At 29.3% G+C, this 19,952-nt stretch carries 33 protein-coding genes and 2 pseudogenes; 13 read left to right on the top strand and 22 right to left on the bottom strand.

Translation table 11 applies throughout. The features are described from left to right. Window positions 1-2 precede the first annotated feature (2 nt). The 9 genes and pseudogenes from L8V88_RS03960 to L8V88_RS03920 all read right to left on the bottom strand — a co-directional run. Window positions 3-533: pseudogene (locus L8V88_RS03960) on the bottom strand (phage tail protein); the annotation flags it as partial. After that, window positions 530-1,138, bottom strand: coding sequence for a phage tail protein I (locus L8V88_RS03955; protein WP_263726916.1), 609 nt, complete (start codon window positions 1,136-1,138; stop codon window positions 530-532). The pseudogene L8V88_RS03960 and the gene L8V88_RS03955, both read right to left, overlap by 4 nt. Then, a complete protein-coding gene (locus L8V88_RS03950; RefSeq protein WP_263726915.1) occupies window positions 1,135-2,301 on the bottom strand; it encodes a baseplate J/gp47 family protein in 1,167 nt (388 codons plus the stop codon). Before L8V88_RS03950 ends, L8V88_RS03955 begins: the two co-directional genes overlap by 4 nt. After that, window positions 2,298-2,588, bottom strand: coding sequence for a GPW/gp25 family protein (locus tag L8V88_RS03945; RefSeq protein ID WP_263674617.1), 291 nt, complete (start codon window positions 2,586-2,588; stop codon window positions 2,298-2,300). The genes L8V88_RS03950 and L8V88_RS03945 overlap by 4 nt, the downstream gene beginning before the upstream one ends. Continuing rightward, the gene (locus tag L8V88_RS03940; protein ID WP_263726913.1) at window positions 2,585-3,217 is read right to left on the bottom strand and encodes a phage baseplate assembly protein V; all 633 of its coding nucleotides are present in this window, start codon (window positions 3,215-3,217) and stop codon (window positions 2,585-2,587) included. The genes L8V88_RS03945 and L8V88_RS03940 overlap by 4 nt, the downstream gene beginning before the upstream one ends. Next, window positions 3,214-3,528, bottom strand: coding sequence for a phage holin family protein (locus L8V88_RS03935; RefSeq protein WP_214114814.1), 315 nt, complete (start codon window positions 3,526-3,528; stop codon window positions 3,214-3,216). Before L8V88_RS03935 ends, L8V88_RS03940 begins: the two co-directional genes overlap by 4 nt. A 79-nt stretch (window positions 3,529-3,607) precedes the next feature. Next, the gene (locus L8V88_RS03930; protein WP_039663907.1) at window positions 3,608-3,856 is read right to left on the bottom strand and encodes a hypothetical protein; all 249 of its coding nucleotides are present in this window, start codon (window positions 3,854-3,856) and stop codon (window positions 3,608-3,610) included. After that, window positions 3,853-4,188, bottom strand: a complete 336-nt coding sequence (locus L8V88_RS03925) for a hypothetical protein (protein ID WP_263726912.1) — start codon at window positions 4,186-4,188, stop codon at window positions 3,853-3,855. Before L8V88_RS03925 ends, L8V88_RS03930 begins: the two co-directional genes overlap by 4 nt. Before the next feature lie 9 nt (window positions 4,189-4,197). Next, window positions 4,198-4,587, bottom strand: coding sequence for a YcbK family protein (locus tag L8V88_RS03920; protein ID WP_263726910.1), 390 nt, complete (start codon window positions 4,585-4,587; stop codon window positions 4,198-4,200). Between the two features lie 149 nt (window positions 4,588-4,736). Here L8V88_RS03920 and L8V88_RS03915 point away from each other — a divergent pair, with 149 nt between their 5' ends. The 12 genes from L8V88_RS03915 (at window position 4,737) to L8V88_RS03860 (ending at window position 14,509) form a co-directional block, all read left to right on the top strand. Beyond that, complete coding sequence (locus tag L8V88_RS03915; protein ID WP_263726909.1) at window positions 4,737-5,171, top strand: hypothetical protein; 435 nt, start codon at window positions 4,737-4,739, stop codon at window positions 5,169-5,171. 1 nt (window position 5,172) lies between these two features. Beyond that, window positions 5,173-5,988 carry a phage protease gene (locus L8V88_RS03910; RefSeq protein ID WP_263726907.1) on the top strand — a complete coding sequence of 272 codons (816 nt, stop codon included), beginning with the start codon at window positions 5,173-5,175 and terminating at the stop codon, window positions 5,986-5,988. A gap of 2 nt (window positions 5,989-5,990) precedes the next feature. Beyond that, window positions 5,991-6,521 carry a hypothetical protein gene (locus tag L8V88_RS03905; protein ID WP_263726905.1) on the top strand — a complete coding sequence of 177 codons (531 nt, stop codon included), beginning with the start codon at window positions 5,991-5,993 and terminating at the stop codon, window positions 6,519-6,521. A gap of 2 nt (window positions 6,522-6,523) precedes the next feature. Beyond that, window positions 6,524-7,501, top strand: coding sequence for a major capsid protein (locus tag L8V88_RS03900; RefSeq protein WP_263726904.1), 978 nt, complete (start codon window positions 6,524-6,526; stop codon window positions 7,499-7,501). 112 nt (window positions 7,502-7,613) lie between these two features. Beyond that, complete coding sequence (locus L8V88_RS03895) at window positions 7,614-8,072, top strand: phage protein Gp36 family protein (protein ID WP_257905955.1); 459 nt, start codon at window positions 7,614-7,616, stop codon at window positions 8,070-8,072. Further along, entirely contained in the window at window positions 8,065-8,547 is a 483-nt protein-coding gene (locus tag L8V88_RS03890; RefSeq protein ID WP_263726902.1) for a DUF1804 family protein, read from the top strand. Before L8V88_RS03895 ends, L8V88_RS03890 begins: the two co-directional genes overlap by 8 nt. Then, window positions 8,547-10,217 (top strand): phage terminase large subunit, encoded by a 1,671-nt coding sequence (gene terL / locus L8V88_RS03885; protein ID WP_263726901.1) that lies wholly within the window; start codon window positions 8,547-8,549, stop codon window positions 10,215-10,217. The genes L8V88_RS03890 and terL overlap by 1 nt, the downstream gene beginning before the upstream one ends. A 9-nt stretch (window positions 10,218-10,226) precedes the next feature. Next, the gene (locus tag L8V88_RS03880) at window positions 10,227-11,606 is read left to right on the top strand and encodes a DUF935 domain-containing protein (RefSeq protein ID WP_263726899.1); all 1,380 of its coding nucleotides are present in this window, start codon (window positions 10,227-10,229) and stop codon (window positions 11,604-11,606) included. A 1-nt stretch (window position 11,607) separates the two neighbouring features. After that, a complete protein-coding gene (locus tag L8V88_RS03875; protein WP_263726897.1) occupies window positions 11,608-12,846 on the top strand; it encodes a phage minor head protein in 1,239 nt (412 codons plus the stop codon). A 133-nt stretch (window positions 12,847-12,979) separates the two neighbouring features. Further along, window positions 12,980-13,354 (top strand): phage protein U, encoded by a 375-nt coding sequence (locus L8V88_RS03870; protein WP_039663934.1) that lies wholly within the window; start codon window positions 12,980-12,982, stop codon window positions 13,352-13,354. Then, window positions 13,347-13,538, top strand: coding sequence for a tail protein X (locus L8V88_RS03865; protein ID WP_139452501.1), 192 nt, complete (start codon window positions 13,347-13,349; stop codon window positions 13,536-13,538). Before L8V88_RS03870 ends, L8V88_RS03865 begins: the two co-directional genes overlap by 8 nt. Next, the gene (locus L8V88_RS03860) at window positions 13,532-14,509 is read left to right on the top strand and encodes a phage late control D family protein (RefSeq protein ID WP_263726894.1); all 978 of its coding nucleotides are present in this window, start codon (window positions 13,532-13,534) and stop codon (window positions 14,507-14,509) included. Before L8V88_RS03865 ends, L8V88_RS03860 begins: the two co-directional genes overlap by 7 nt. Here the strand turns inward: L8V88_RS03860 and L8V88_RS03855 are convergent. From L8V88_RS03855 to L8V88_RS03845, 3 genes are all read right to left on the bottom strand, one after another. Next, entirely contained in the window at window positions 14,487-15,026 is a 540-nt protein-coding gene (locus L8V88_RS03855) for a hypothetical protein (protein ID WP_257911324.1), read from the bottom strand. The genes L8V88_RS03860 and L8V88_RS03855 overlap by 23 nt on opposite strands. Further along, window positions 15,019-15,246 carry a hypothetical protein gene (locus tag L8V88_RS03850; RefSeq protein WP_214136107.1) on the bottom strand — a complete coding sequence of 76 codons (228 nt, stop codon included), beginning with the start codon at window positions 15,244-15,246 and terminating at the stop codon, window positions 15,019-15,021. Before L8V88_RS03850 ends, L8V88_RS03855 begins: the two co-directional genes overlap by 8 nt. Window positions 15,247-15,361: 115 nt before the next feature. Further along, window positions 15,362-15,646 carry a Mor transcription activator domain protein gene (locus tag L8V88_RS03845; RefSeq protein WP_043019826.1) on the bottom strand — a complete coding sequence of 95 codons (285 nt, stop codon included), beginning with the start codon at window positions 15,644-15,646 and terminating at the stop codon, window positions 15,362-15,364. A 95-nt stretch (window positions 15,647-15,741) separates the two neighbouring features. On the opposite strand from L8V88_RS03845, the gene L8V88_RS03840 reads away from it, so the two are divergent. Then, a complete protein-coding gene (locus L8V88_RS03840; protein WP_263726892.1) occupies window positions 15,742-16,419 on the top strand; it encodes an endonuclease in 678 nt (225 codons plus the stop codon). Between the two features lie 12 nt (window positions 16,420-16,431). Here L8V88_RS03840 and L8V88_RS03835 read toward each other — a convergent pair whose 3' ends face one another. The 10 genes and pseudogenes from L8V88_RS03835 to L8V88_RS03790 form a co-directional block, all read right to left on the bottom strand. After that, entirely contained in the window at window positions 16,432-16,704 is a 273-nt protein-coding gene (locus L8V88_RS03835) for a hypothetical protein (protein WP_263686860.1), read from the bottom strand. Window positions 16,705-16,759: 55 nt separating this feature from the next. After that, window positions 16,760-17,209 carry a regulatory protein GemA gene (locus L8V88_RS03830; RefSeq protein WP_263726891.1) on the bottom strand — a complete coding sequence of 150 codons (450 nt, stop codon included), beginning with the start codon at window positions 17,207-17,209 and terminating at the stop codon, window positions 16,760-16,762. Then, window positions 17,196-17,669: a hypothetical protein gene (locus tag L8V88_RS03825; protein WP_263726890.1), complete on the bottom strand. Its 474-nt coding sequence runs from the start codon at window positions 17,667-17,669 to the stop codon at window positions 17,196-17,198. Before L8V88_RS03825 ends, L8V88_RS03830 begins: the two co-directional genes overlap by 14 nt. A 57-nt stretch (window positions 17,670-17,726) precedes the next feature. Next, complete coding sequence (locus L8V88_RS03820) at window positions 17,727-17,972, bottom strand: hypothetical protein (RefSeq protein WP_263726888.1); 246 nt, start codon at window positions 17,970-17,972, stop codon at window positions 17,727-17,729. Window positions 17,973-17,986: 14 nt separating this feature from the next. Continuing rightward, window positions 17,987-18,250, bottom strand: coding sequence for a hypothetical protein (locus L8V88_RS03815; RefSeq protein ID WP_263726887.1), 264 nt, complete (start codon window positions 18,248-18,250; stop codon window positions 17,987-17,989). A gap of 66 nt (window positions 18,251-18,316) precedes the next feature. Continuing rightward, window positions 18,317-18,502 carry a hypothetical protein gene (locus L8V88_RS03810; RefSeq protein ID WP_263692883.1) on the bottom strand — a complete coding sequence of 62 codons (186 nt, stop codon included), beginning with the start codon at window positions 18,500-18,502 and terminating at the stop codon, window positions 18,317-18,319. Then, complete coding sequence (locus L8V88_RS03805) at window positions 18,499-18,984, bottom strand: host-nuclease inhibitor Gam family protein (protein WP_257398790.1); 486 nt, start codon at window positions 18,982-18,984, stop codon at window positions 18,499-18,501. The genes L8V88_RS03810 and L8V88_RS03805 overlap by 4 nt, the downstream gene beginning before the upstream one ends. A 108-nt stretch (window positions 18,985-19,092) precedes the next feature. Then, window positions 19,093-19,433, bottom strand: a pseudogene (locus L8V88_RS03800) (DUF4406 domain-containing protein). 95 nt (window positions 19,434-19,528) lie between these two features. Further along, complete coding sequence (locus tag L8V88_RS03795) at window positions 19,529-19,762, bottom strand: hypothetical protein (protein WP_263726884.1); 234 nt, start codon at window positions 19,760-19,762, stop codon at window positions 19,529-19,531. Then, entirely contained in the window at window positions 19,759-19,950 is a 192-nt protein-coding gene (locus L8V88_RS03790) for a sigma factor-like helix-turn-helix DNA-binding protein (RefSeq protein ID WP_263686855.1), read from the bottom strand. The genes L8V88_RS03795 and L8V88_RS03790 overlap by 4 nt, the downstream gene beginning before the upstream one ends. Window positions 19,951-19,952 lie beyond the last annotated feature (2 nt).

Genomic DNA, 19,952 nt, shown 5'->3' with positions numbered 1-19,952 from the left:
ATTTTGTCTATTTTTTCATTAAAAATTTTTAAGATAGCATTAGAGTTACTTGTTATAGGTAATAAGAGATTTATTTTCATATTATCAACATAATCCTTACTTGCTAAAGCCATGCTCTTATCAAGTTCTAAGATCACATCTTTAGTGTTAGAAAGCTCCATTATGATTTTAAAGATAATCTCTTTAGCAGCACCTTCTTCTAAAAGTGGCTTATAGGTTTTTGGGACATTTCCTATAGCAATTAAATCATTTTCATCATCATATATACCTATAGCATTAATCTCAAATCCACCTTCATTTGCACCTATAATGCATTCTAAAATCAAATGATGATCATTTTTTTCATCCACATATTTAGAATTAATATTTGCTTCATATACAATCTCTTCTAGACTTTGCATCTCTTCTTTAGGAATAATAACTTTTGAAGAGGCTTTAAATTTAGAAAGAACTATAGCTTTTCCACTAGCCCTTGCATCGATGATTTTTGCTATACCTATTTTTGTGAGTATGGTGTAAAATTCACTATTCATAAAACAACTCCACTTTGTATATTTTTCTCACTAATAAAAACAGCTATTGCGTTAAAAGAAGAAAGCTTTGCTTGTCTTTGTCTTACTCTAAGTGGTAAAACACTTATATTTTCTATTGTAAAATTGGCACTAGCATTATATTTATCACAATTACTTTGCACTTTTAACTCAATACTTTCTAAAACACTACGCACATTTTTATACTCATAAATAAGTTTTTCAAGCTGTTTAAAAGTGTTTTCATCAAAAGGTTTATGAGAACTAGTTACTTTTACTTTAAAATGATAAGGCTTACCATCATAATTAAACCATTCTTCCACTAAAGCTGTATCAAATACTGCTTTTAAGCTTTCTTTTATGGCATAGGTAGTTCCTGCATGTCTTTTAAGCATTAAAGCTTTGCTTAAAAGTGCTCTTGCTTCTTTTTGACTTAAACCATCAATACTTACATCATAAGCATTTGCTAAAATTGGCAATAATCTTTCATCACAATGCTGTGCTAAATTTGTGATACTAGCTAAATTTAAATCTTTAAATCTTGCTTTTGCACTTAAATCAATAGCTTTGCTTTGTTTTGGGTGGTGGTTTAAAACTAAGTTACTCATAATATAGCCTTTTCATAGCTAAGTTCAAAACTAATTTTTGCAAACTCATCATCAGCTATTATTATGTTTGCTAAAGGTAAGTCTTTTAATTCTTGCTCTTCTTCATTTGTAATTTTTTCTTTAATGCCTAAAATTTCACTCTTATAAACTCCATCTTGATGTAAGCATTTATAAATAAATCCTAGTGCTAAATCTACACTTAAATCAAAATCACTCTGTAAGGCGTTGATTTTTTCACTAATTTCATTAGCACGGCTTAATTCTAAAAGCAAAAGTTTAGCTTCTATAATAAACTCTCTTTTCTTAGCTAACTCCACGCTCACTTCATCAGTTAAAGGCCTTCTTTCATCTGCACTTAAATACTCTTTAACCACTTCAACACTTGCTTCATCTTCGCTTTTAATAATAACTCTTACTTTTCCTGCTCCATTGTTTAAAGCTTTAATAGAAGCTACCTTAGCACTTGCACTTAGGGCATGATAGATATATCCTTTTTCACTTCCTGCTGTTGAAAATCTATGCACACTCATTACAGCTCTTTCTCTTAAGGCTTCATCATTTTCTTTACTTGCTCCACCACTAAAACTTTCAAGTTGTTTTATTTTAGTTACAAAAGGCAGTGGGGTTTGTAAAAACTCGGTTTTACTTTCTTTACTTTGCACAAACTCATCAAGCTCTAAAACACCTTGTGCTTTGTTTTGTCCTTTTTTGATTATTACTTCTTCTTTTAAGGTGGCAATATCAGCATTTTCATTGGAAAAAATCGCACCCTTTGGAATGATTACATCATAAGTAAGTAAAGTATTTAATTCAAACTCTACTTTGGCTGTTGGTTTAACCCCTTTAAGCCTTTGTATCAAATAGCCATTTGCTACTACATTATCTAAATCACTTCCACTAGCATAATGTAAATATGTAGCTTTTATTGCTTCATTAATTCTTGCTCTAATTATCATTTCTCTATAAGCAAGTGCTTCTAATACGGCCTTAAAAGGATCTGATTCTAAAAGCTCTACATTTTCATTTAAAAAGCTTTTAAAAAGCTCTTCAAGATCTTTTAAAATCTTTTCAAAATCAAGCTCTTCTATGATTTTTGGATAAGGAATATCTTTTAAAAAGCTTTGTTTAAAGTATGCATTATTAGCGTTTAAAATTTCACTCATTTGCTAAGCTCCACTTTTAAATCCTGATAATTTTCAAAAAGCAAGGTAATACTTAATTTATTATCCTTGCAATCATTAAGTCTTACGCCTTTTAGTTTTACTCTTTTTTCCCACTTTGAAATAGCCTCTGCTGTATATCTAGTAAGTTTAATTTTAAAATCATCATCAATTTTTCTATCTATTAGTGTATAAAGCAAAGAACCATACTCAGGTCTCATTACTCTTGAACCCAAAGGAGTGATTAAAATGTCTTTAACACTTTCTTCAATGCTTGCTAAATATTTCATCTACTTACCGCCGTAGCACCATCTGTGCAAGAATGAGTATGATTTGTTAAATCACCTTTGCTATCACTTATATTTCCACTAACCTTTAAATCACCAATTAAATTTAAATTCCCCTTTATGCTAAAAGTTCCACTTGCTCCACCTTTGCCGCTTGTAGAAATTGCTCCTGCAATTTGAGTGTTACCATTTAAATTAATGCTTGGAGCATTAAGCGTTATGGTATTAGCGTTTGTGGTATGACTTTGAGTGTTTAAGGTGTCGTTTTGGTTATTGATGGTTTTATTCACACAAGTAATATTTATATCTTTAGTTACATCAAGCTTTAAAGTGCTACTTTTAGAGTTATATTCTAGGTGTGTTCCATCTTCAAAGTCTATATTAAAAGTATCAGTATCTGTATTTTTTGCTTTGTGTTTTTCTTGATAAAGCCCACGCAAAATTACACCTGAATTTAAATCCCCGCGCACAGGCATTACTAAAACTTGTTCTCCTATTCTTAAAGGTGAAAAGCTCACTGCGTAAGAATTTGAAAAAGCTTGAAAAACACTTAAAAAATCAGTTACCATTTCTCCAATAGCAACTTTTGCTTTATTGTCTTTAATGTCGCAAATGATGCCAAGCTCATTCATAGTTTTTCTACTTTCTTGGTTATTATTTTTTCTACAAGCTGTTCTATTTTAAGTAATGCATCTGTTCCCATGTAAGCTGCAAATCCACCCATAGCAACACTTAATTTGATACCAAAATTCAAATAACTTACAATTTCAAAAACTAAGTATGCTACAAACATAGATCCAAGCATACCTTTTAAAAAGAGTATAAACTTGCCTTTTATGTTAAGCTCTTTGCTTAGCTTGTTTTTCGTTACTATTCCTACAAGTCCTGCTATAAAGCTTACTATCATTAAAACTATATATACAAAAATATCTTCTAACTTCATGTGCTAGTTCCTTGTAAGAATTTCAATCAAATAAAATAAAGCTAAAGTAAAGCTAGAAAACAAAGAAGCAATGCTAAGTTCAATAACTAGTTTCATTTTCATCCCATCCTGTGCAAGTTTTAGCAATACTTTCAATTTCTAAATAATATTTGCTAAGTTCTTTTGCACTAGCTAAATCACCCTTGTTTAAAGGTTTTAAAGGAAGCTTTAAAGGACATTTAACAGGTATTTTAACCTCGCTAAATTCAGTTTTAATCAAAATATCCTTGTTAGCACAAGCACTTAAAACAAAAGGAAGGATTAATAGTTTTATATAAAGAATTCTCATTGCTTGCTACCTAAGATATTAAAAAGCTCCTTATAAGCATTAAGCTCACTTTGACAGCTTTTATCTTTGATAAAAACCTTATCAACCTTTAAAACTTCTTTTAAAACCTCTTTGGGTTTTAACTCTATTTTTAATTTTTCAATAGCATTATTTTGCTCTTTTAACTTATCTTTAAATACATTTATTTCACTACTTAAATGTAAAGACTTAAGCTTTAAATTTTCATTTTCTAAAGTTAGAGTATGATTTTTAAAAAACAAAAAAGAACTTAAAACAACTAAGGTAAAAATAGCTATTTTTTCAAAGCCAAATAATTTAGATATATCAAACATTTTAAACCTTTAAGCATAAGTCCATCTTGCTTTTTTACCACGCGTATCAATATGTACAAAACCTGCATAAGGATTATCAAAATTATGTTTTATAGCAATCCCTAAACCTCTTTCGCCAAAATTATCTAAAACATATTGATGAACTTCCTCTGTTTTAACACCCTTAACTACAAAATCTACTGCACTCCCTAAGGTGTGTTGAGATTTAGGGGAACCACCAACTTTAGCATTATGAGAAGCACATCTATAAGCACTATTTATAATTATAGATGAGTTAAAATGCTCCCTTATTTGACAAAGAATATCCACAAGCTCATCACTTGGTACACCTTTTGGCAATTCACATTTTCCACATCTGCATTTAAACTCATCAAGTTTAAAATAAGAGTTTGCTTTCATTTTCTTCTCCTTTGAATTGCTGCAAGTTTAATAAAAAAGAATCTTTAAAAAATAGAAAAAAATTGTGCTAAAACCTTTGTGCAAAAATCATTATTTGAAAGTAAAAAACTCTCATTCTAAAATGCCATCAATTTTTTATAAGGAAACAAATGCTTAAAGAATTTGAAATTGAGCTTTTAAAATTACTTGAAGATTTTAATATCAGAGCATATTTAGGGGAATTTGAAAACACTCAAAATATAGCAACTTGTATCAATGGTTTAGAAACTTCGCTTTTGCTTGATTTTGAAGGAGAAAGCTATAAAGATTTAGAAAATAAAATAGGTACTTGGAAACTTTATATTTTAACCCATACAAAATCAAAAGCTCCTAAACACAGAATTGATGCTAAGCATAAATTATTTGATGCAATAGAAGCTGTTGATAAAGTGCTTTTAAATGCAGAACCTAGCAATGGTTTTAGAATAGAGCTTAAAGATCTTAAAAAGGTTTACGAAGGAATAAGCGATCATGGCTATTTAAGCATTTATGCAAGAACTTTGCAAAGTAGCTTTTTACCAAAAGATGATTTTTTAAGGATTTAAAATGCTTTTTATCAATAAAGAAAATTTAGTCGAAGTTAGCAATGATAAGCCCATAAAAGTGGCAATTAAGGGTGAGTGGAAAGGGCATAATAATGGCAGGTTTAAGGTTGATGATAAAGATTTAAACTCGATGATTGATAATTTTAATCAAAAAAAGATTGATTTAGTTATTGATTATGAGCATCAAAGCTTAAAAAATGAAAAAGCACCTGCTGCAGGTTGGATTAAAGAACTTTACTTAGAAAATGATGCCTTAATGGCTAAGGCTGAGTTTAACGAAGAAGCTAAAAAATATATAGCTAACAAGCAATACCGCTATCTTTCGCCTGTTTTTGAGTTTAACACAAAAGACAATAAAAGCGGAAAATTAATAAGAGCAAAATTACACTCAGTTGCTCTAACAAACATACCGTTTATAGATGAGCTTGGCGAACTCATTGCTAATAAAAATAACATTCATCAAAACAAAGGAGAGAAAATGGATGAAAAAATCAAAGAGTTAGAATCGCAGATTGTAGCTTTAAAAAATGAAAACAGCTCTTTAGCTTCGCAGAATGAAGCTTTAAAAAAACAAAACGAAGAAAGCGTTAAAAACTTAGCCAGTTCTTTGGTTGATAATGCTTTAAATACAGGCAAAATAGCTAATTCTCAAAAAGAATGGGCATTAACTTATGCTTGTAAGGATTTAGAGGGCTTTAAAACCTTTTTAGATACTAAGGATGAACAAGTGCAAGTTCCAAAAAATAATCTTTTTGCAAATAAAAACACAGCAAAAACTAATGAGTTTGATGTTGTGAAAATGATGTTAGGGGATTAAAAATGGCTAAAGCTAAAAAAGAAACCCAAAAGTTAGAAAATGAGAACCTAGAAAATGAAGACTTAACCAAAGCTTTGTCTTTAGAAGATGAAAACTCAGCCAGTGAAGAAATTGTGAGTGAAAATGAAACCGCTAAGGAACTTATAAATGAAAAAGGAGAAGAAGAAATGCCATCAAAGGTCACACCAAAAAGCTTAAGCAATGATCCTTTAATTGCTATGCCACAAAGCCTTGAAAGTTTTATCAATAAAGATTTGCTTTCAATTAATGCAAAAGTAGAACTTGAAGATAATGAAAGCTTAGCTCTTGGAACGCTTTTAATCAGTGAAGATTTTGGAGAAAGCTTTAAAAAATGCCCTAATGAAGATATTAGTGCAAAAGAAAATATTAAATTAGCCATGCTTAAAGATCACGCTTTAAGATCCGGCGTTTATGCAGTTTTATTAGCAGGAGAAATCAATTTAAAAGGCGTTCATGCAAGTGCGGTTAAAAAAGCTTTTATGCAAAATTTAATTATTAATGTTAAGGAGTAAAAATGGATTTAGAGCAACTTTTGGAACTTTTTTCAAGCACAAAAATAACTGAAGTTATCAATCAAACTAAAGCTTCACCTCGCTTTGTAAGCGATACTTTTTTCAAAGATAAAATTCCAAGCCTTGAGAGCACCGTAAGGGTTGAAATTATAAAAGGTGCTGGAATTGTTTTAAATAGCATTTCAGAAAATGGAGAGCATTCTTTAGAAAACACTAAAGACGCTTATATTTTAAACATACCTTTACCACGCTTTGCATTAGCAAAAAGAATCAGTGCAAGTGAGATTAATTCTTTAAGGTCTTTAGCTTTACAAGAAGCTCAGACTAAAAGTTTAAGTGAGATTCTTGGGGTTTTGGTTAAAGAAATGAAAGAAAGCTTTAATACTACGCTTGAATATATGGCAAATGGTGCTTTATTTGGCAAGATTTTAGATGGTAAAGGAAATGTGCTTTTTGATTTTGGCAGTGCAAGCAAGAAAGCTGTTAGTGTTAAAAAAGATGGAAGCACAACACTAGCTAATATATGCGATAGTATAGATGCGGCAATTATTGATGAATTTGGAACAAGTGCTGATTATGAAGTGCTTTGTGGAAATGAACTTTTTGCGACTATTTCTAATTTGGCATTAAGCGAAGATCTTTATAAAAACCATCTTGCAAGTAGGGATGAGAAAGATAAGTCCTTAATTTTATATGGCACCAAGTATCGCCGTTATAGTGCAAAATACAAAAATACAAATGGAAAGAGCGTTGAGTTTTTAAAAGGCACTGAGGGTATGGTTGTGCCAAAGGATAGTTCTAATCGCATTTATTATACAAGAGCAAATCACACCGACGCTTTAGGAAAAGCACCAAGTTTAATGTTTGTTTCTAAGCCTGAGATTTTATCTCGTGGTGCTGGAATTGAAATTGTAGGTGAAATGAGAGCCATGCCAGTTTGTACCAGACCAAATGGGCTAATTAAGCTTGTTTTAGAATAAAACGCACAAATTTAGCTTTAAAAGCATTTTTTGCCTTTAAAGCTAAAAGATATTAGAAAAATATTTTAAACGATTTTAACCATATTTTAACCACTTTAAAAAAGGTTTTAAAATGAATTATCAAGACACTTTAGAAGAAGAGCTTATTACAAAAACTAAAACACATCTTTTTATGATAGATGAAAAAGATTTAATCAAAGAATTAAGTATTCATGCCATAGCAGAGCTTAGTGATTTAAATGCTGATGGTGTTTGTGATAAAGAAGTGATTGATGATGCTATTAATGATGCACAAAGTTATATTGCAAGTTTTATAAAAATACCTGATAAACCAACTCCTCTTTTAAAAGATATTTGTGTAAAGCTTACAATTATGGAGCTAAAACGCCGTAATGATTTTCCAAAGGAAAGTTTGAATGAAATTATAGAATGGGCAAATGATTTGCTTTTAAAAATGGCTAATAAAAAAATTCCAACTGAAATTAGTGAAGATGATTTTATTCCACAAAACAAAGCTAGGGCGTTTAAGATTAAAAGAAAAAGAATGGATTTAAGGAGAATAAATGGCTAATAACGAATTAAAAGATTTAGCAAAAGAACTTTATATTGCAGGTTTTGATATATTTAAGATTGCAAAAATTTTAAACCGTAATGAAAAAACTATAAGAAATTACAAAGCAAAAGATGGAGATTGGGATAAGGTTAAAACTAGTCTTTTAACTTCAAAAATTAAAGACAAGGAAAGTGCATCTTTATATGAAAGCTTTACAGATCAAATGTTTCGTGCGATTGAAAATATCAATTCTGATGAAAAAATGAATGCTGAGAAAAAAACTGAAGCTATTGCAAGAATAGGAGATAGTTTTTCAAAAATGAGAAAAGTAGCAAGACTTGAAGATCCAAGTACTTATCGTTTAAATGTCGCTAAAAAGGTAGTTGAAATCATAATAAGCCATTTGAAAAATGATAAAGATTGTGTGAGCAAACTAGTATTGCTTTTAGAAAGTGGCGTGATAGAAAAAGAAATCTTAGCAATGGATGAATAATGCTTTTTACTAAAGAAGAATTAGATGAGTTTTTAATAATAAATGAGCAAAAACATGAGAGCACTCCAAACGAGTTAAAAAGTGCTATGCAAAGAAAAGACTTTTTAGAATGGATGGATGAGTTAAAAAATGAATTAAAAACTCAATTTTTGCATGAAAGTCATTTAGATCCTGCCTTAAAAGAAGAAAGAATTAAAAGAGCAAGTGTGGATTTTGATTATTTTGCAAGAACTTATTTTCCGCATTATTTTACCATTAAAGGAGAATGTGGCTTACATTTGCACTTAAATGAAGTTTTTTCAAAAATCGCACTTAAAAAAGAGAGTAAAGGAGAAAAACATGCTATAGCTGCCCCAAGAGCACATGGTAAATCAACTTATACCTCACAGCTTTTTCCTTTGTGGTGTTTGGTTTTTAATTATAAAAGCTTTATAGTAGAGATTTCAGATGCGGTCGAACTTATGGAAGGAATGCTTGAAGCTATTAAAGCAGAGCTTGAAGATAATCCGCATTTAAAGCTTGACTTTCCTGAAGTTGTAGGAATTGGCAAGACTTGGCGTGTGGGTGAATTTGTAAGCAATAATGGTGTAAAGATTAAAGCTTTTGGAAGTGGAAAAAGACTGCGCGGGGTTAGATATGGAGTTAAAAGACCTGATTTGGTTATTTTAGATGATTTAGAAAATGATACAAATGTTAGAAGCAAAGATCAAAGGGATAAATTAGAAGATTGGGTGGATGAAGCGGTTTTAAACTTAGGGAGTGCGGATGGAAGTTTAGATGTGCTTTATATTGGAACCATTTTACATAATGATAGTGTGTTATCTAGAAAATTAAAGCTTGGTTTTTGGAATCCTAAAGTATTTCGCTCTATTGAAGAGTTTCCACAAAGGCTTGATTTATGGGATGAGTATGCCACGCTTTATAGAAATAGCGATTTTAATACAGCTCATCAATTTTATTTAAAAAATAAAGTTTTAATGGATAAAGGGGCTAAGGTTCTTTGGGAAGAGGCAAAAAGCTTAGAGGATTTAATGAAGTTAAGGGCTGAAAATCTAAAAGCTTTCAATAAAGAGCAGCTTAATAATCCAAGAAGTGAAAATCAAATCTTTAGTCTTGATGGTATTAATTTTTATGATGATTTACCACCCATTAATCAGTATTATATGTATATTGACCCAGCAGGAGAAAAAGCAAAAAGTGACTTTACTGCGATTACAATTATTGGTAAAGGTGCAAAGGGCTTTTATGTAGTAGAAAGCATCGTAAAAATTTTAAAAGCACAAAACATTATAAAAACTATTTTTAATCTTCAAAAGCTTTATAAATGTCGTTTGATTGAAATTGAAACTAATGGCGGTCAATTTTTCTTAAAAAAATGGTTACAAGAAAAAAGTTTAGATAGTGGAGTATTTTTGCCTTTGCGTGGTAAAAATAACAGCATTTCTAAGTTTGAACGCATTGAGAGCTTAAGTCTTGCTTTTGAAAATGAAGAGCTTTTTTTACATAAAAGCCAAAGCATGCTTATAAATCAACTTTTAGAATTTCCAGAAGGCAAAAATGATGATGCACCTGATAGCTTAGCAGGAGCATTTTTATTAGCAAGAACTAAAAGTAGTATTAAAAGAAGAAAGCATCATTTTAACTCTGTTTCAAGAATAAGGCGTTTTTAAAGGAAAAATATGAAAAAAGAAACAAAAAGCAAAAGAGAAGTTATTCTAAAAAATAATAGTCTTATTAACACTCTTATAAACTCAAGCTATTTAAATGTGCTTCAAATCAGCGAGAACGATCAAAAAATGATTTTTAAAGATCTAAGCTTTACTCAAGCTCATCAATCACGAAGGAGTGTGATTTTAGCAAAAGAGCTTCAAATCGTTTGTGAAAATGAAAAAATCAAAGAAAGCTTTGAGTATCTTTTTAATCCTGATTTAATAGGGCAAATTTTAGAAACTTATCTTTATGGGCTTAATGTCTTTGAGGTTAATTACAAGTTAAAAGATGGTTTTTATTATCCTATTTTAAAACAAAGAGATTTTAGAAATTTTGGCTTTAATGAAAATGATGAGCTTATTTATAATGGCAATGGATATGATGAATTAGTTGAAGATAAAAAAGCAATTTATGGACTTTTTGGCTCTAATTTTTTATTTAAAAATGGAGATGCATTGTTGGCTAAGCTTTATTTTCCAATAAAACTTAAAAATGCAAGTTTAAAGTTTTGGATGGAATTTTTAGAAAGATTTGGCTCTCCTTGGGCAGTTGCAAAAACAGATAGCGACCCTGATGCACTAGCTTCTGAAATCCATCAAATGCTAAATGGCGATAGTGCGGTTATTGATAAAGAAGAAGAACTTGATTTAATCCAGCCAAAGGCTAAGGCAAATTATAATGAAATAATAGATTATTTAGATAATCAAATAAGAAGCGTGGTTTTAGGAGCTAATTTAAGTTCTCAAGTGAGTGGGGGTTCTTTAGCAGCGGCTGAGTCACATAATCAAATAAGAAAAGATTTAGCTGCCCAAGATGGGCAAATCGTTCTTTTTATTTTAAATCGCGCCATTAAGTTTTTCAAAGAAATCAATCATTTTAAAGATGAGCTTTTTGTGCAGTTTTTTAGCGAAGCAGAACCAAAAAGTGAGCTTTGCGAAAGGGATTTAAAACTTTTTAATATGGGCTTTTGTTTTGATGAAGAATATATTAAAAGAACCTATAATGTAGAAGGAAAACTTATAAAAGAACTTTTAAGCCAAGAAAGCAAAACACTAAAAGACAATGAAGAAAATAAAAAAGCTTTATTTGAAAATAAAGCAAAGTTAGAGAGCTTTGAGGAAGATTTTATTGACAAAGCTTTGGAACAAAAAGAATATTTACAAGTTGATGAGGCTATGGCAAAATTTTTCAAAGAACAGTTTGAAAAAACTATTAAAGAAAGCAAAAATTATGATGAAGCATTTGAAAAACTTCAAGGGAGTTTTTCTAGTCTAAAGCAAGCTGATTTTGAAAAATATCTTTATATGTCTTTAGTTAATTCTAATATCTTGGGATATTTGGAGGATTAAAATGCCAAACGCTAAAATAGGTTTTTTCCAAGAACCAAGTGAAGCTGTTTTATTTTTAAAAAATAAAAAGCCACAAGTTAGCTTTGATTATGATGAGCTTTCACATTCTTCTCATAAAAAAGTTTTTACTATTGCCAAGCTTATAGATGAAAGCTTATTGAAAGATATACAAGATTCTTTAGTAAATGCTATAAAAAATGGAGATAAATTTAGTACTTGGAGTAAGATTGCTGAAGAAAAATTAAAAACTAAGGGTTGGTGGGGTTCAAAAGAAATTATAGATAGAAAAACAGGTGAAATTAAAAAAACCAATTTTAATAGTGCAAGACTAAAAAAGATTTTTGAAGAAAACTCAAGAAAAGCTAAAGCAAAAGCTATCTATGAAAATCAAATGAAAAGCATCAAGCCTTATCTTAAATATTGCACAAAACAAGATTCGCATGTTAGAGATAAGCATAGAGCATTTGATGGCATAGTTTTACATAAAGATGACCCTTTTTGGGATACGCACTATCCACATGTAAACATGCATGATTATGGCTGTAGATGTAAAGTTATAAATCTAGGAGAAAGTGAAGTTAAAGGCTTAAAAATTCCACCTTCAAACACCAAAGAAAGTGAATTTAATGGCTTTAACGATGAAGAGCTTTTAGATGAGCTTTATAAGCAAAAAAACACCGAAGTAATTCAAAATTTCATAAAACTTAACATGCTAAGTATTGCAGCCAAAAAAACAAAAGAAGCTAAGAGTTTTACTCACGAAAAAGAACTTTATACTTGGCAAAAAAGTTTAGATGAAATGATAGATGAAATTATTGTTAAAGATAATCAAAAATATCCTATTAATTTCATTCAAGTGGGTAAAATGGATAAAAACACTAAGGAATTTTTAGAAAAGCTTAACAAAAAAGACTTAGAAGACTTATACTTTACACTTAGCAAAAACAATCTTTTACACGCAAGTCCTAAAAGAAAAGCAAACTACAATCAAGCCTTAAGTGTGGATGAAATCAAGCAAATTGTTAAGGTTTTAGATGAAGCAAAAGAGGTTTATTGGGATAAGAAAGAAGAAAGTTTGGTTTATTTTTTTGATGATATGAAAAATAGTAAAAAAGTGAATAAAATCATTATAAGACATGATTACAAACTAAAAAAATTTGGAAAAACTAATGCTGTTATTACACTTGGGAAAGTGGATAAAGATAGAAAAGGTCTTAAGCACTTAGAAAAAATTAGATAGAGCGGTGGGACTTGCACCCACAATACGATGTGTTCTCGGACTGGTTACCGCACATCCTCAACTACTACATTGCAACCATCAACCCTATCTAACTAAGATAATTTTAGCTTTGCAAAACTAAAAAGGAGTTTAAATGGTTTTAGCTTTAGGAGAATTTGAGTTTAAAGCTTTAAATTTTGATAATTTAGAAAGAAGCTTAGAATACAACATACAAAGTCAAAATAGACTTAATAATCATAATGCTTTATTTGCAAGTTCCAAAGAAAGTGAAAAGATTAAAATACAAGGCAAAACCTTACCTTTAAAAGGGGATAGAAACACTTACTTAGATAAACTTGAGAATATGGCAAAAGAACAAAAATCTTATATTTTAATAGGAGCTAATGGAAAGTATTATGGTAAGTTTGTGATTTTAGCTTTAAATGAAAATAGAAGTGCATTTGTAGATGGAAGTGGCTTTGTAGCACAAAGCTTTAGTATGGATTTGGAAAGGGACTTTGATGAATAAAATTTATATAGCTAAAAATAATGAAAGGCTTGATAGTATAGTTTATAAACATTATAAAAATTTACAATGTTTTGAGCAGGTATTAATAGCTAATCCAAAATTAGAACCTATTTTAAAAGCAGGAGATAAGATTATTCTACCGCAACTTGAAATCAAAGAGGATAAGGAAAAAGCCTTATGGTAAGAAAACCAAGATTTAAACTTGTTGCAAAAGGAAAAGATGTTACACAAAAGCTTTCTAAAAATATTATCAGTATTTCTTATGAAGATAAAGAAGGTAGCGAAAGCGATGAGATTAGCTTAAGCTTTTTTGGGCTTTACTCTAAACCATTGTTTGGGGATAGTTTAGAACTTTGGCTTGGTTTTGAAAAGCTTTTTAAATGTGGAACTTTTAATGTAAATGTTGTGAGCAAAAATTACACTTTAAATACTACCGAAGTAAGGGCTAGTGCTGTTAATTTTAGTGGAAAAAATGACACAAACATAAAAGATAAAAAAACAAGAAGCTTTGAAAATACTACACTTTTTACTATAGCAAGTAAATTAGCGAGTGAAAATAGTTTAAAGATAAAAACAAGTGGAGAGGATCAAAATATCGTAAGTATATTACAAAACAATCAAAATAACTTAGAATTTTTATATAAGATTTGTTTTGAATATGGATTTATTTGCATGATTAAAGAAAATACCTTAATCATAACACCAAAAGATGGAAAAATAGGAGATAATGCTGCAAACATTACAAGTAAAAATGAAAAATTACCTTGTTTTGAGATAGCCTTATGTGAATGTAATTCATTAGAAATTTCAGAAAGTGATAGAAATGAATACTCTGCTGTGATAGTAGAGTGGCAAGATATAGATGAAGCAAAGATAAAAAGTATAAAAGTAGGAAGTGGGGAAAATATTTATAAAATGCACATATCACAACCAAAAAGTGATAATGAAGCTTTTAAAAAGGCACAAAGCAAGCTAAATGAGCTTCAAAAAGGTGGAGTAAATGGAAGATGTGAGCTTATAGGAAGAGAAATAAGAGCTGGTGGCAAACTTAAGATTAAAGATATTAATATGGATCATTATGAATTTAGTATCAAGAGCGTGAGTCATAATTTTAATGACTCAGCTTATGTGATTAGTGTTGAGTTTGAGAGCTAATCTTTTTGCAAATTGATGCTGTTCTAAACATCATATATAAGCCGTTCATACCTAGTCCTATTTTTGTATGTTGTTTTTTATTACTCTCTTCTGATTTCATGTGACTACCTTTAAGTTCAGACAAAACCATTTGTAAAGCTTTTTTATGAAATGTATCTTCTAGTTTTACATTTTCAATTTCTAACAATTTCAACATACATACAATAGAGGTTGATATTGATAAAATAGCGAGTTCTTTTTGCTCAATATAAAGAGCATCAGCTAACAAATACCCATACCAAGCCAAAATTTTATAAGGACAAACATCTTCTACTACAAGTTCATAGGCAATAGCATAATTAATATACTGTTCTAAAATTTCATTTATAATTTTTTCTTCAAATTCTTTTGTAAGTGAAATTTTTATATCCTTAACTTGCTTCTCATAGCTTTTGGCAAAAGTTTGTTGAAAAAACAATATAAGAGAATGCATCTTTGCAGCATCAAAATGCACAAAAGGTTGTGCGATTCTAGACATTTTTATATTCTCTCACAAGTGATATTGCTTGATTGCTAGTATTTTCTACTACTTCTTTTATAACATCATCATTTTGTAGGCTTGAAAGGAATTCTGCAATTTCTCTACTACTACCATTGTGCGGTCTTTCATTTTCATTTTTAGTAAATACTACCTTTTGATTTTGAGTTTTCTCATGCAATTTGCTTTCAAAAATTTTTTGAATATCCCCCACAGTCATCACATTTATCCTCTAATTTAAAATAAACAATTGAATATTAATATAACATATTATACTTAAAACTATAGTAAAAAATATCAAATTAAATTGAAGTTTATTATCAAAATAGTCTAAGTTAAAACAAGCTTGGCTCTAAATTTTCTCTTAATTCTTTAGTGATTAAATACACAGCATTTAAGCTTAAATCATATTTTTTTGCACATTCTACACTTGCATTTTTAGTGGTTAAACCTTGTTTTATAAGTGTTTTAAAATCTTGTTTTAATTCTTCATCTCTCATTAAAGTCTTGTAGCTTGGGATATAAATATTTCCACCACCAAATTCTTTTAAAATCTCACGCTTATCATTATTTTTCACAAAATCAATAAAATAATCAAAATATTCACTATTAGAGAGCACATTAAGCCTTAAATAAAGATTTTTAAAATTTTATCTAAAAAAATAAAATTTGGTAAATTGAGATTATAATTACATTTTTACATAAAGGAAAAACAATGAAAAAACTCTTATCTATTCTATTATTCTCATCTTTATCTTTATTAGCTAGTGATAATTTCAATGAAAGCAAAAAAGAATTAGTTGAGCTTTATGATAGCTTAGGTAGTGCTTATCAATATGATTTTTATTGTAATGCTCCATTTAAATCAAATAAAAAAGGAAAATACACTAAGTTTGAAGTAGTTAAAAGTGATCTATACACTCCACGCAATGAATATACTAAAAAAGGTAAAATCAATCAAAGAGCAAAACGCATAGAATGGGAGCATATTATGCCTGCACAAAACTTTGGAAAGCATTTACCTTGTTGGAGAGAAGGTGGTAGAAAAGCTTGTCAAAATGATCCACTTTTTGCAAAAATGGAAGCTGATAAACAAAACCTAGTTCCTGCTATAGGCGAGATTAATGGCGATAGAAGTAATTTTAGATATGCTGAAGCTCCTTTGAATTTAGAATATACTCAATATGGAAATTGCAAAGTATATACAGACTTTAAAGCAAAAAGATTTTATCCTGCTAATTATTCTAAAGGATATATTGCAAGAAGCTATTTATATATGAGTAAAACATATAATATTAGATTATCAGATCAAGAAAGAAAACTTATGGAATCTTGGGACAAACAATATCCTATGAGTGAAAAAGAAAAAAGAATTAGGGAATTAACTAGATAGCTCAAGCTAGATTCATTCTAAATCTAGCTTAATATCATGAATGAGAGAATCAAGGTTTATATGGCAGTAATCTTGTTTTTCACGCATTGCATCATTAGCTTCTTCTCTAATGCTACCCACAAGATTAATTAAAACATCAAACTTTTCATTAAATTTGATTTGAGTTTCAAAACCTTTATAAAATACGACAATATTTTCTTTGTCAGCTTTTAAAACAAGCTCTGATTGCTTTTCTATTACCAAAGATAAAAAAGTTCCATTTTTAGTATAAAGCTCTAAAATCATTTTAATATCCTTTTGTTTTGATGAGACAACCTTGTGCTTTGCACTCTCTGTGAGATTAGCTTCGCTTAGCTGAATGTGTGCTGTTGTTTTCTAAATTTTTAAGCCCTAAAATGACTTTATTAGCATCTTCTATACTTAAATACCAAAGATGTAAAGGTCGCTTTTTAATGATATTATTAATAAATTCTCTTAAAGCCCATTGTGTAGGATTTTTAGCATTTTTACTCCAAATAGCTTGTATCATATTAAGCTGTTTTTTTGTAGCCCTTCCACTTTTGGTATTTTCATTTTTAAAATATCTTGCTTTTTTAGTGTTTTTTAAGAACTTTTCATCATACCCCAAAGCTATAGCAAAATCTCTAAGTTCCTCAATGCTTAAATCTTTGGATGAGCTTTTACCATACCTTTCATTTAATATCCAGCGATAGCTTTCATCATCGCTTAAATGAGCATCTTTTCTTAGAGTATGAATTATTTTTATAAGTTGTTTTTTAAGATTTTGCATTCAAATCCTTTTTAATATTGTTTTTTATAATAATTTGAAGTTCTAAAAATTTTTCTTTTAAAACATTATCGTGAATATGAAAGTTTCCCGTGCTTTTTTCAATAAAGATTTCTTTTTTAAAAACTTCTTTTTCTTGTATGTTTTTTAAAATTATAAGCTCTGCTTTTATATCCTTAAAAATAAGCATATAATTCTTATAAAAAAGTTCAAAATTTTGTTTGTAAATAATCCTTAATTGAGCTTTTATCAATTCTTTTTTTGTGTTAAATTCCATTAAAGCAGTGGTATTTGTAAAATAAAAAACTAAAATTTTATTTTTTATCACAGCCTGTTTAAAGAATTTTTGTATTAAAAATTTTTCTAAACTTTTTATAGACATATTTTGTAAGGCTTGATAAGCTCTTAATTTTACAAAAAACACACTTTCATCATTAAAAGACTTTGAAGTAAGAAATTTCACAAACCATCCTTTAAAAACTTAATCAAACCCATTGATTTAATGGGCTTTGTTAAATTCTTATATTTTGATTTTTACTAAATTATCCTTGTATATATCTATAAGAAGTTTTAACTCTTGTTGTTGAATTTCCAATCGCTTAATGCTTTCTTCTTGTAGTTGTAAATTTAATTCTAATGCTTGTAAGTTTAACATCAAAAGATCTTTTTGCTTTTTACTATAGTAATAATTTAAAACCAAAGCTATTATAAAAAGAACTATAAACAAAATATACCACTCATTAAAAACAATACCTTTTATATTCATTTTATCCTCCTATATTAATCTTCATTTATATTTTTAACTATTTCTTGCCATTCTTTGTCGCTTTTAATCGTTTGGTTAAGTTCATTTAAAAGCTCCTTAGCTTCATCGTTATCTAATTTAAAAAATAAAGCTTTTATCGTTTTTTCAGGGTAAGTTCTGCTAACTCTTCTAAAGAACTCTTCTTGCTGGTCATTATCTAAATTATTAAAAAGTTCTATGATTTCATAAAGAGAGACAAGCTCCAAATCATCCGTACTAATCTTTGCATTTACATACATTCTCATCCTTTTGTTTTAAATTAAGTTTTAAAAACTTAATCAAGCCCATTAAATCAATGGACTTTGTTAAATTTTTCTTTTTTTAAATCTAATTTTTTGCTTTGCACTCATTCTCTTTTTTCTTTTAAATCTTTGTTTTTTTAGTTTGGGTTTGTTTTTAGAATTAATGGCTAAAAAGCCATTAAAATGAGCTGTTTTTGCTTTAAAAACACTATTTAAAAGTCCAAAAGCCACTAAAGAAAGTTTTCTCATTTTTCAATCTCCAAGCTTTCAATACGAGGTTCTATTCTAAAATTATCTTTTACCACTCTTTTAAGACCAAGCTTTACTAAAGTACTATCTTCAAGCCCTACAATAGCATCTTTATTAAGCTCTTCTTTGTAGCTAATACAATCATTAAGCCCATAGCTTTTAAAAGCTTTTACAAGAGCTTCTAGCTTTTCTTTTACTCTTGGTAAAGGCACACTCTCGCTTATGCGATAGCCAATTTTTCCAAAGGTAAATTCTTTAGATCTTTTTTCAGCAAATTCATGCTTGTTGTTTTCACAAAAGGTGCTAATACATTGTTCCATATATTTAAGCTCATCGTTTAAAACTTTAATTTTACCCGCATGAGCTTCTTTGATTTCATTACAAGCTAAAGTTACATCACCATTAATCTTTTCTATCTTTACACTAAGTTCAGCTATTTTTTTAAGCGCTAAATTAACATCTTCAAAACTTTTTATTTCCATTTGTTCTCCTTTAAATTGTATTTTCTAATTTGGTAATCCCAAAGAACCACGCCATACCTTAAAAGTATCGCGTGTTTAATTCTTTTTCTAACTATTCTCAAACCCTTTTTATAAGGGCAAATCCAATGTTAATTCTTTAATGCCAAGCTTTTTAGCTAATGCTAATTCTTCTTGCATACCTTGTGAATACTTAGCATCTTCATGAGTACTCATATAAAAATATAATCACTTGCTTTTAAAAGCTCTAATCCCATTTTTAAAGCTATTTCTCTGTGTTTTTCTTCATCTAAATAGCTAAATTGTAAAATAGGTGAAACAGGTGTAAAGCCTTCACATTCACGCATGATTTTTAAGCATTCTTGCGTTGCTATGCTAATAGCTTGTGCTTTTCTTTGACTTTCTCTTACAGCTAAAGCTTTATAAGGGGAAGCTATATAAACTATTGCCATGAATTTTCCTTTCTAATAAATTTAAGTTTTAAAAAACTTAATCAAAGTGCTTTAATTAAGCACTTTTGTTAAGCTTTTATTCTTAAGTTATAATTTTAAATTGCTTTTCTATTAGGCAATGTTTTACCTACAAAACCACCTAAATTAAAGCCTTTGTTAAGCTTTTTGCTCTTTTCTTGATTGATTATTTTTAAAGCAATATGATCAGGATAGATTCCTTTTAAAATATCTATAAACTCACCGCTTTCTTTGTAAATAATATTTATGCCTTTTACCACATACAAAGAAGCACTATAATCAGCTCTTTCGCCTCTAATCATTCTTCTCATTTTCTTTCTCCTTGTATTAAATTTTCTTTTTTTACTCTTTGCTCTTCTAAAGCTTCTAAGGTATCCATAATCTCTCTCCATTTTTCTTTGTTTTTTGGATGAGCTAGCTTTTTTAAAGCAGATTTATATATTTGCCCAACTCTAACTCTTGAGATATTTAATTCCCTAGCTATTTCTTCAAAATTCATTC

The sequence above is a fragment of the Campylobacter sp. IFREMER_LSEM_CL2101 genome (assembly GCF_025771825.1).
Taxonomy (GTDB): Bacteria; Campylobacterota; Campylobacteria; order Campylobacterales; family Campylobacteraceae; genus Campylobacter_D; species Campylobacter_D lari_C.
This window is presented reverse-complemented; position numbering and strand designations above follow the sequence as displayed.

Bases quoted from the DNA above. Each gene is read 5' to 3' on its own strand.
- L8V88_RS03910 (WP_263726907.1), top strand. From the start codon at position 5,173: ATGCTTTTTATCAATAAAGAAAATTTAGTCGAAGTTAGCAATGATAAG.
- L8V88_RS03850 (WP_214136107.1), bottom strand. From the start codon at position 15,246: ATGACTGTGGGGGATATTCAAAAAATTTTTGAAAGCAAATTGCATGAG.
- L8V88_RS03875 (WP_263726897.1), top strand. From the start codon at position 11,608: ATGCCAAACGCTAAAATAGGTTTTTTCCAAGAACCAAGTGAAGCTGTT.
- L8V88_RS03915 (WP_263726909.1), top strand. From the start codon at position 4,737: ATGCTTAAAGAATTTGAAATTGAGCTTTTAAAATTACTTGAAGATTTT.
- L8V88_RS03870 (WP_039663934.1), top strand. From the start codon at position 12,980: ATGGTTTTAGCTTTAGGAGAATTTGAGTTTAAAGCTTTAAATTTTGAT.
- L8V88_RS03810 (WP_263692883.1), bottom strand. From the start codon at position 18,502: ATGAGAAAACTTTCTTTAGTGGCTTTTGGACTTTTAAATAGTGTTTTT.
- L8V88_RS03880 (WP_263726899.1), top strand. From the start codon at position 10,227: ATGAAAAAAGAAACAAAAAGCAAAAGAGAAGTTATTCTAAAAAATAAT.
- L8V88_RS03790 (WP_263686855.1), bottom strand. From the start codon at position 19,950: ATGAATTTTGAAGAAATAGCTAGGGAATTAAATATCTCAAGAGTTAGA.
- L8V88_RS03935 (WP_214114814.1), bottom strand. From the start codon at position 3,528: ATGAAGTTAGAAGATATTTTTGTATATATAGTTTTAATGATAGTAAGC.
- L8V88_RS03930 (WP_039663907.1), bottom strand. From the start codon at position 3,856: ATGAGAATTCTTTATATAAAACTATTAATCCTTCCTTTTGTTTTAAGT.
- L8V88_RS03795 (WP_263726884.1), bottom strand. From the start codon at position 19,762: ATGAGAAGAATGATTAGAGGCGAAAGAGCTGATTATAGTGCTTCTTTG.
- L8V88_RS03945 (WP_263674617.1), bottom strand. From the start codon at position 2,588: ATGAAATATTTAGCAAGCATTGAAGAAAGTGTTAAAGACATTTTAATC.
- L8V88_RS03895 (WP_257905955.1), top strand. From the start codon at position 7,614: ATGAATTATCAAGACACTTTAGAAGAAGAGCTTATTACAAAAACTAAA.
- L8V88_RS03815 (WP_263726887.1), bottom strand. From the start codon at position 18,250: ATGTATGTAAATGCAAAGATTAGTACGGATGATTTGGAGCTTGTCTCT.
- L8V88_RS03835 (WP_263686860.1), bottom strand. From the start codon at position 16,704: ATGATTTTAGAGCTTTATACTAAAAATGGAACTTTTTTATCTTTGGTA.
- L8V88_RS03820 (WP_263726888.1), bottom strand. From the start codon at position 17,972: ATGAATATAAAAGGTATTGTTTTTAATGAGTGGTATATTTTGTTTATA.
- L8V88_RS03920 (WP_263726910.1), bottom strand. From the start codon at position 4,587: ATGAAAGCAAACTCTTATTTTAAACTTGATGAGTTTAAATGCAGATGT.
- L8V88_RS03955 (WP_263726916.1), bottom strand. From the start codon at position 1,138: ATGAGTAACTTAGTTTTAAACCACCACCCAAAACAAAGCAAAGCTATT.
- L8V88_RS03860 (WP_263726894.1), top strand. From the start codon at position 13,532: ATGGTAAGAAAACCAAGATTTAAACTTGTTGCAAAAGGAAAAGATGTT.
- L8V88_RS03925 (WP_263726912.1), bottom strand. From the start codon at position 4,188: ATGTTTGATATATCTAAATTATTTGGCTTTGAAAAAATAGCTATTTTT.
- L8V88_RS03840 (WP_263726892.1), top strand. From the start codon at position 15,742: ATGAAAAAACTCTTATCTATTCTATTATTCTCATCTTTATCTTTATTA.
- L8V88_RS03940 (WP_263726913.1), bottom strand. From the start codon at position 3,217: ATGAATGAGCTTGGCATCATTTGCGACATTAAAGACAATAAAGCAAAA.
- L8V88_RS03830 (WP_263726891.1), bottom strand. From the start codon at position 17,209: ATGCAAAATCTTAAAAAACAACTTATAAAAATAATTCATACTCTAAGA.
- L8V88_RS03950 (WP_263726915.1), bottom strand. From the start codon at position 2,301: ATGAGTGAAATTTTAAACGCTAATAATGCATACTTTAAACAAAGCTTT.
- terL (WP_263726901.1), top strand. From the start codon at position 8,547: ATGCTTTTTACTAAAGAAGAATTAGATGAGTTTTTAATAATAAATGAG.
- L8V88_RS03900 (WP_263726904.1), top strand. From the start codon at position 6,524: ATGGATTTAGAGCAACTTTTGGAACTTTTTTCAAGCACAAAAATAACT.
- L8V88_RS03855 (WP_257911324.1), bottom strand. From the start codon at position 15,026: ATGTCTAGAATCGCACAACCTTTTGTGCATTTTGATGCTGCAAAGATG.
- L8V88_RS03905 (WP_263726905.1), top strand. From the start codon at position 5,991: ATGGCTAAAGCTAAAAAAGAAACCCAAAAGTTAGAAAATGAGAACCTA.
- L8V88_RS03865 (WP_139452501.1), top strand. From the start codon at position 13,347: ATGAATAAAATTTATATAGCTAAAAATAATGAAAGGCTTGATAGTATA.
- L8V88_RS03890 (WP_263726902.1), top strand. From the start codon at position 8,065: ATGGCTAATAACGAATTAAAAGATTTAGCAAAAGAACTTTATATTGCA.
- L8V88_RS03805 (WP_257398790.1), bottom strand. From the start codon at position 18,984: ATGGAAATAAAAAGTTTTGAAGATGTTAATTTAGCGCTTAAAAAAATA.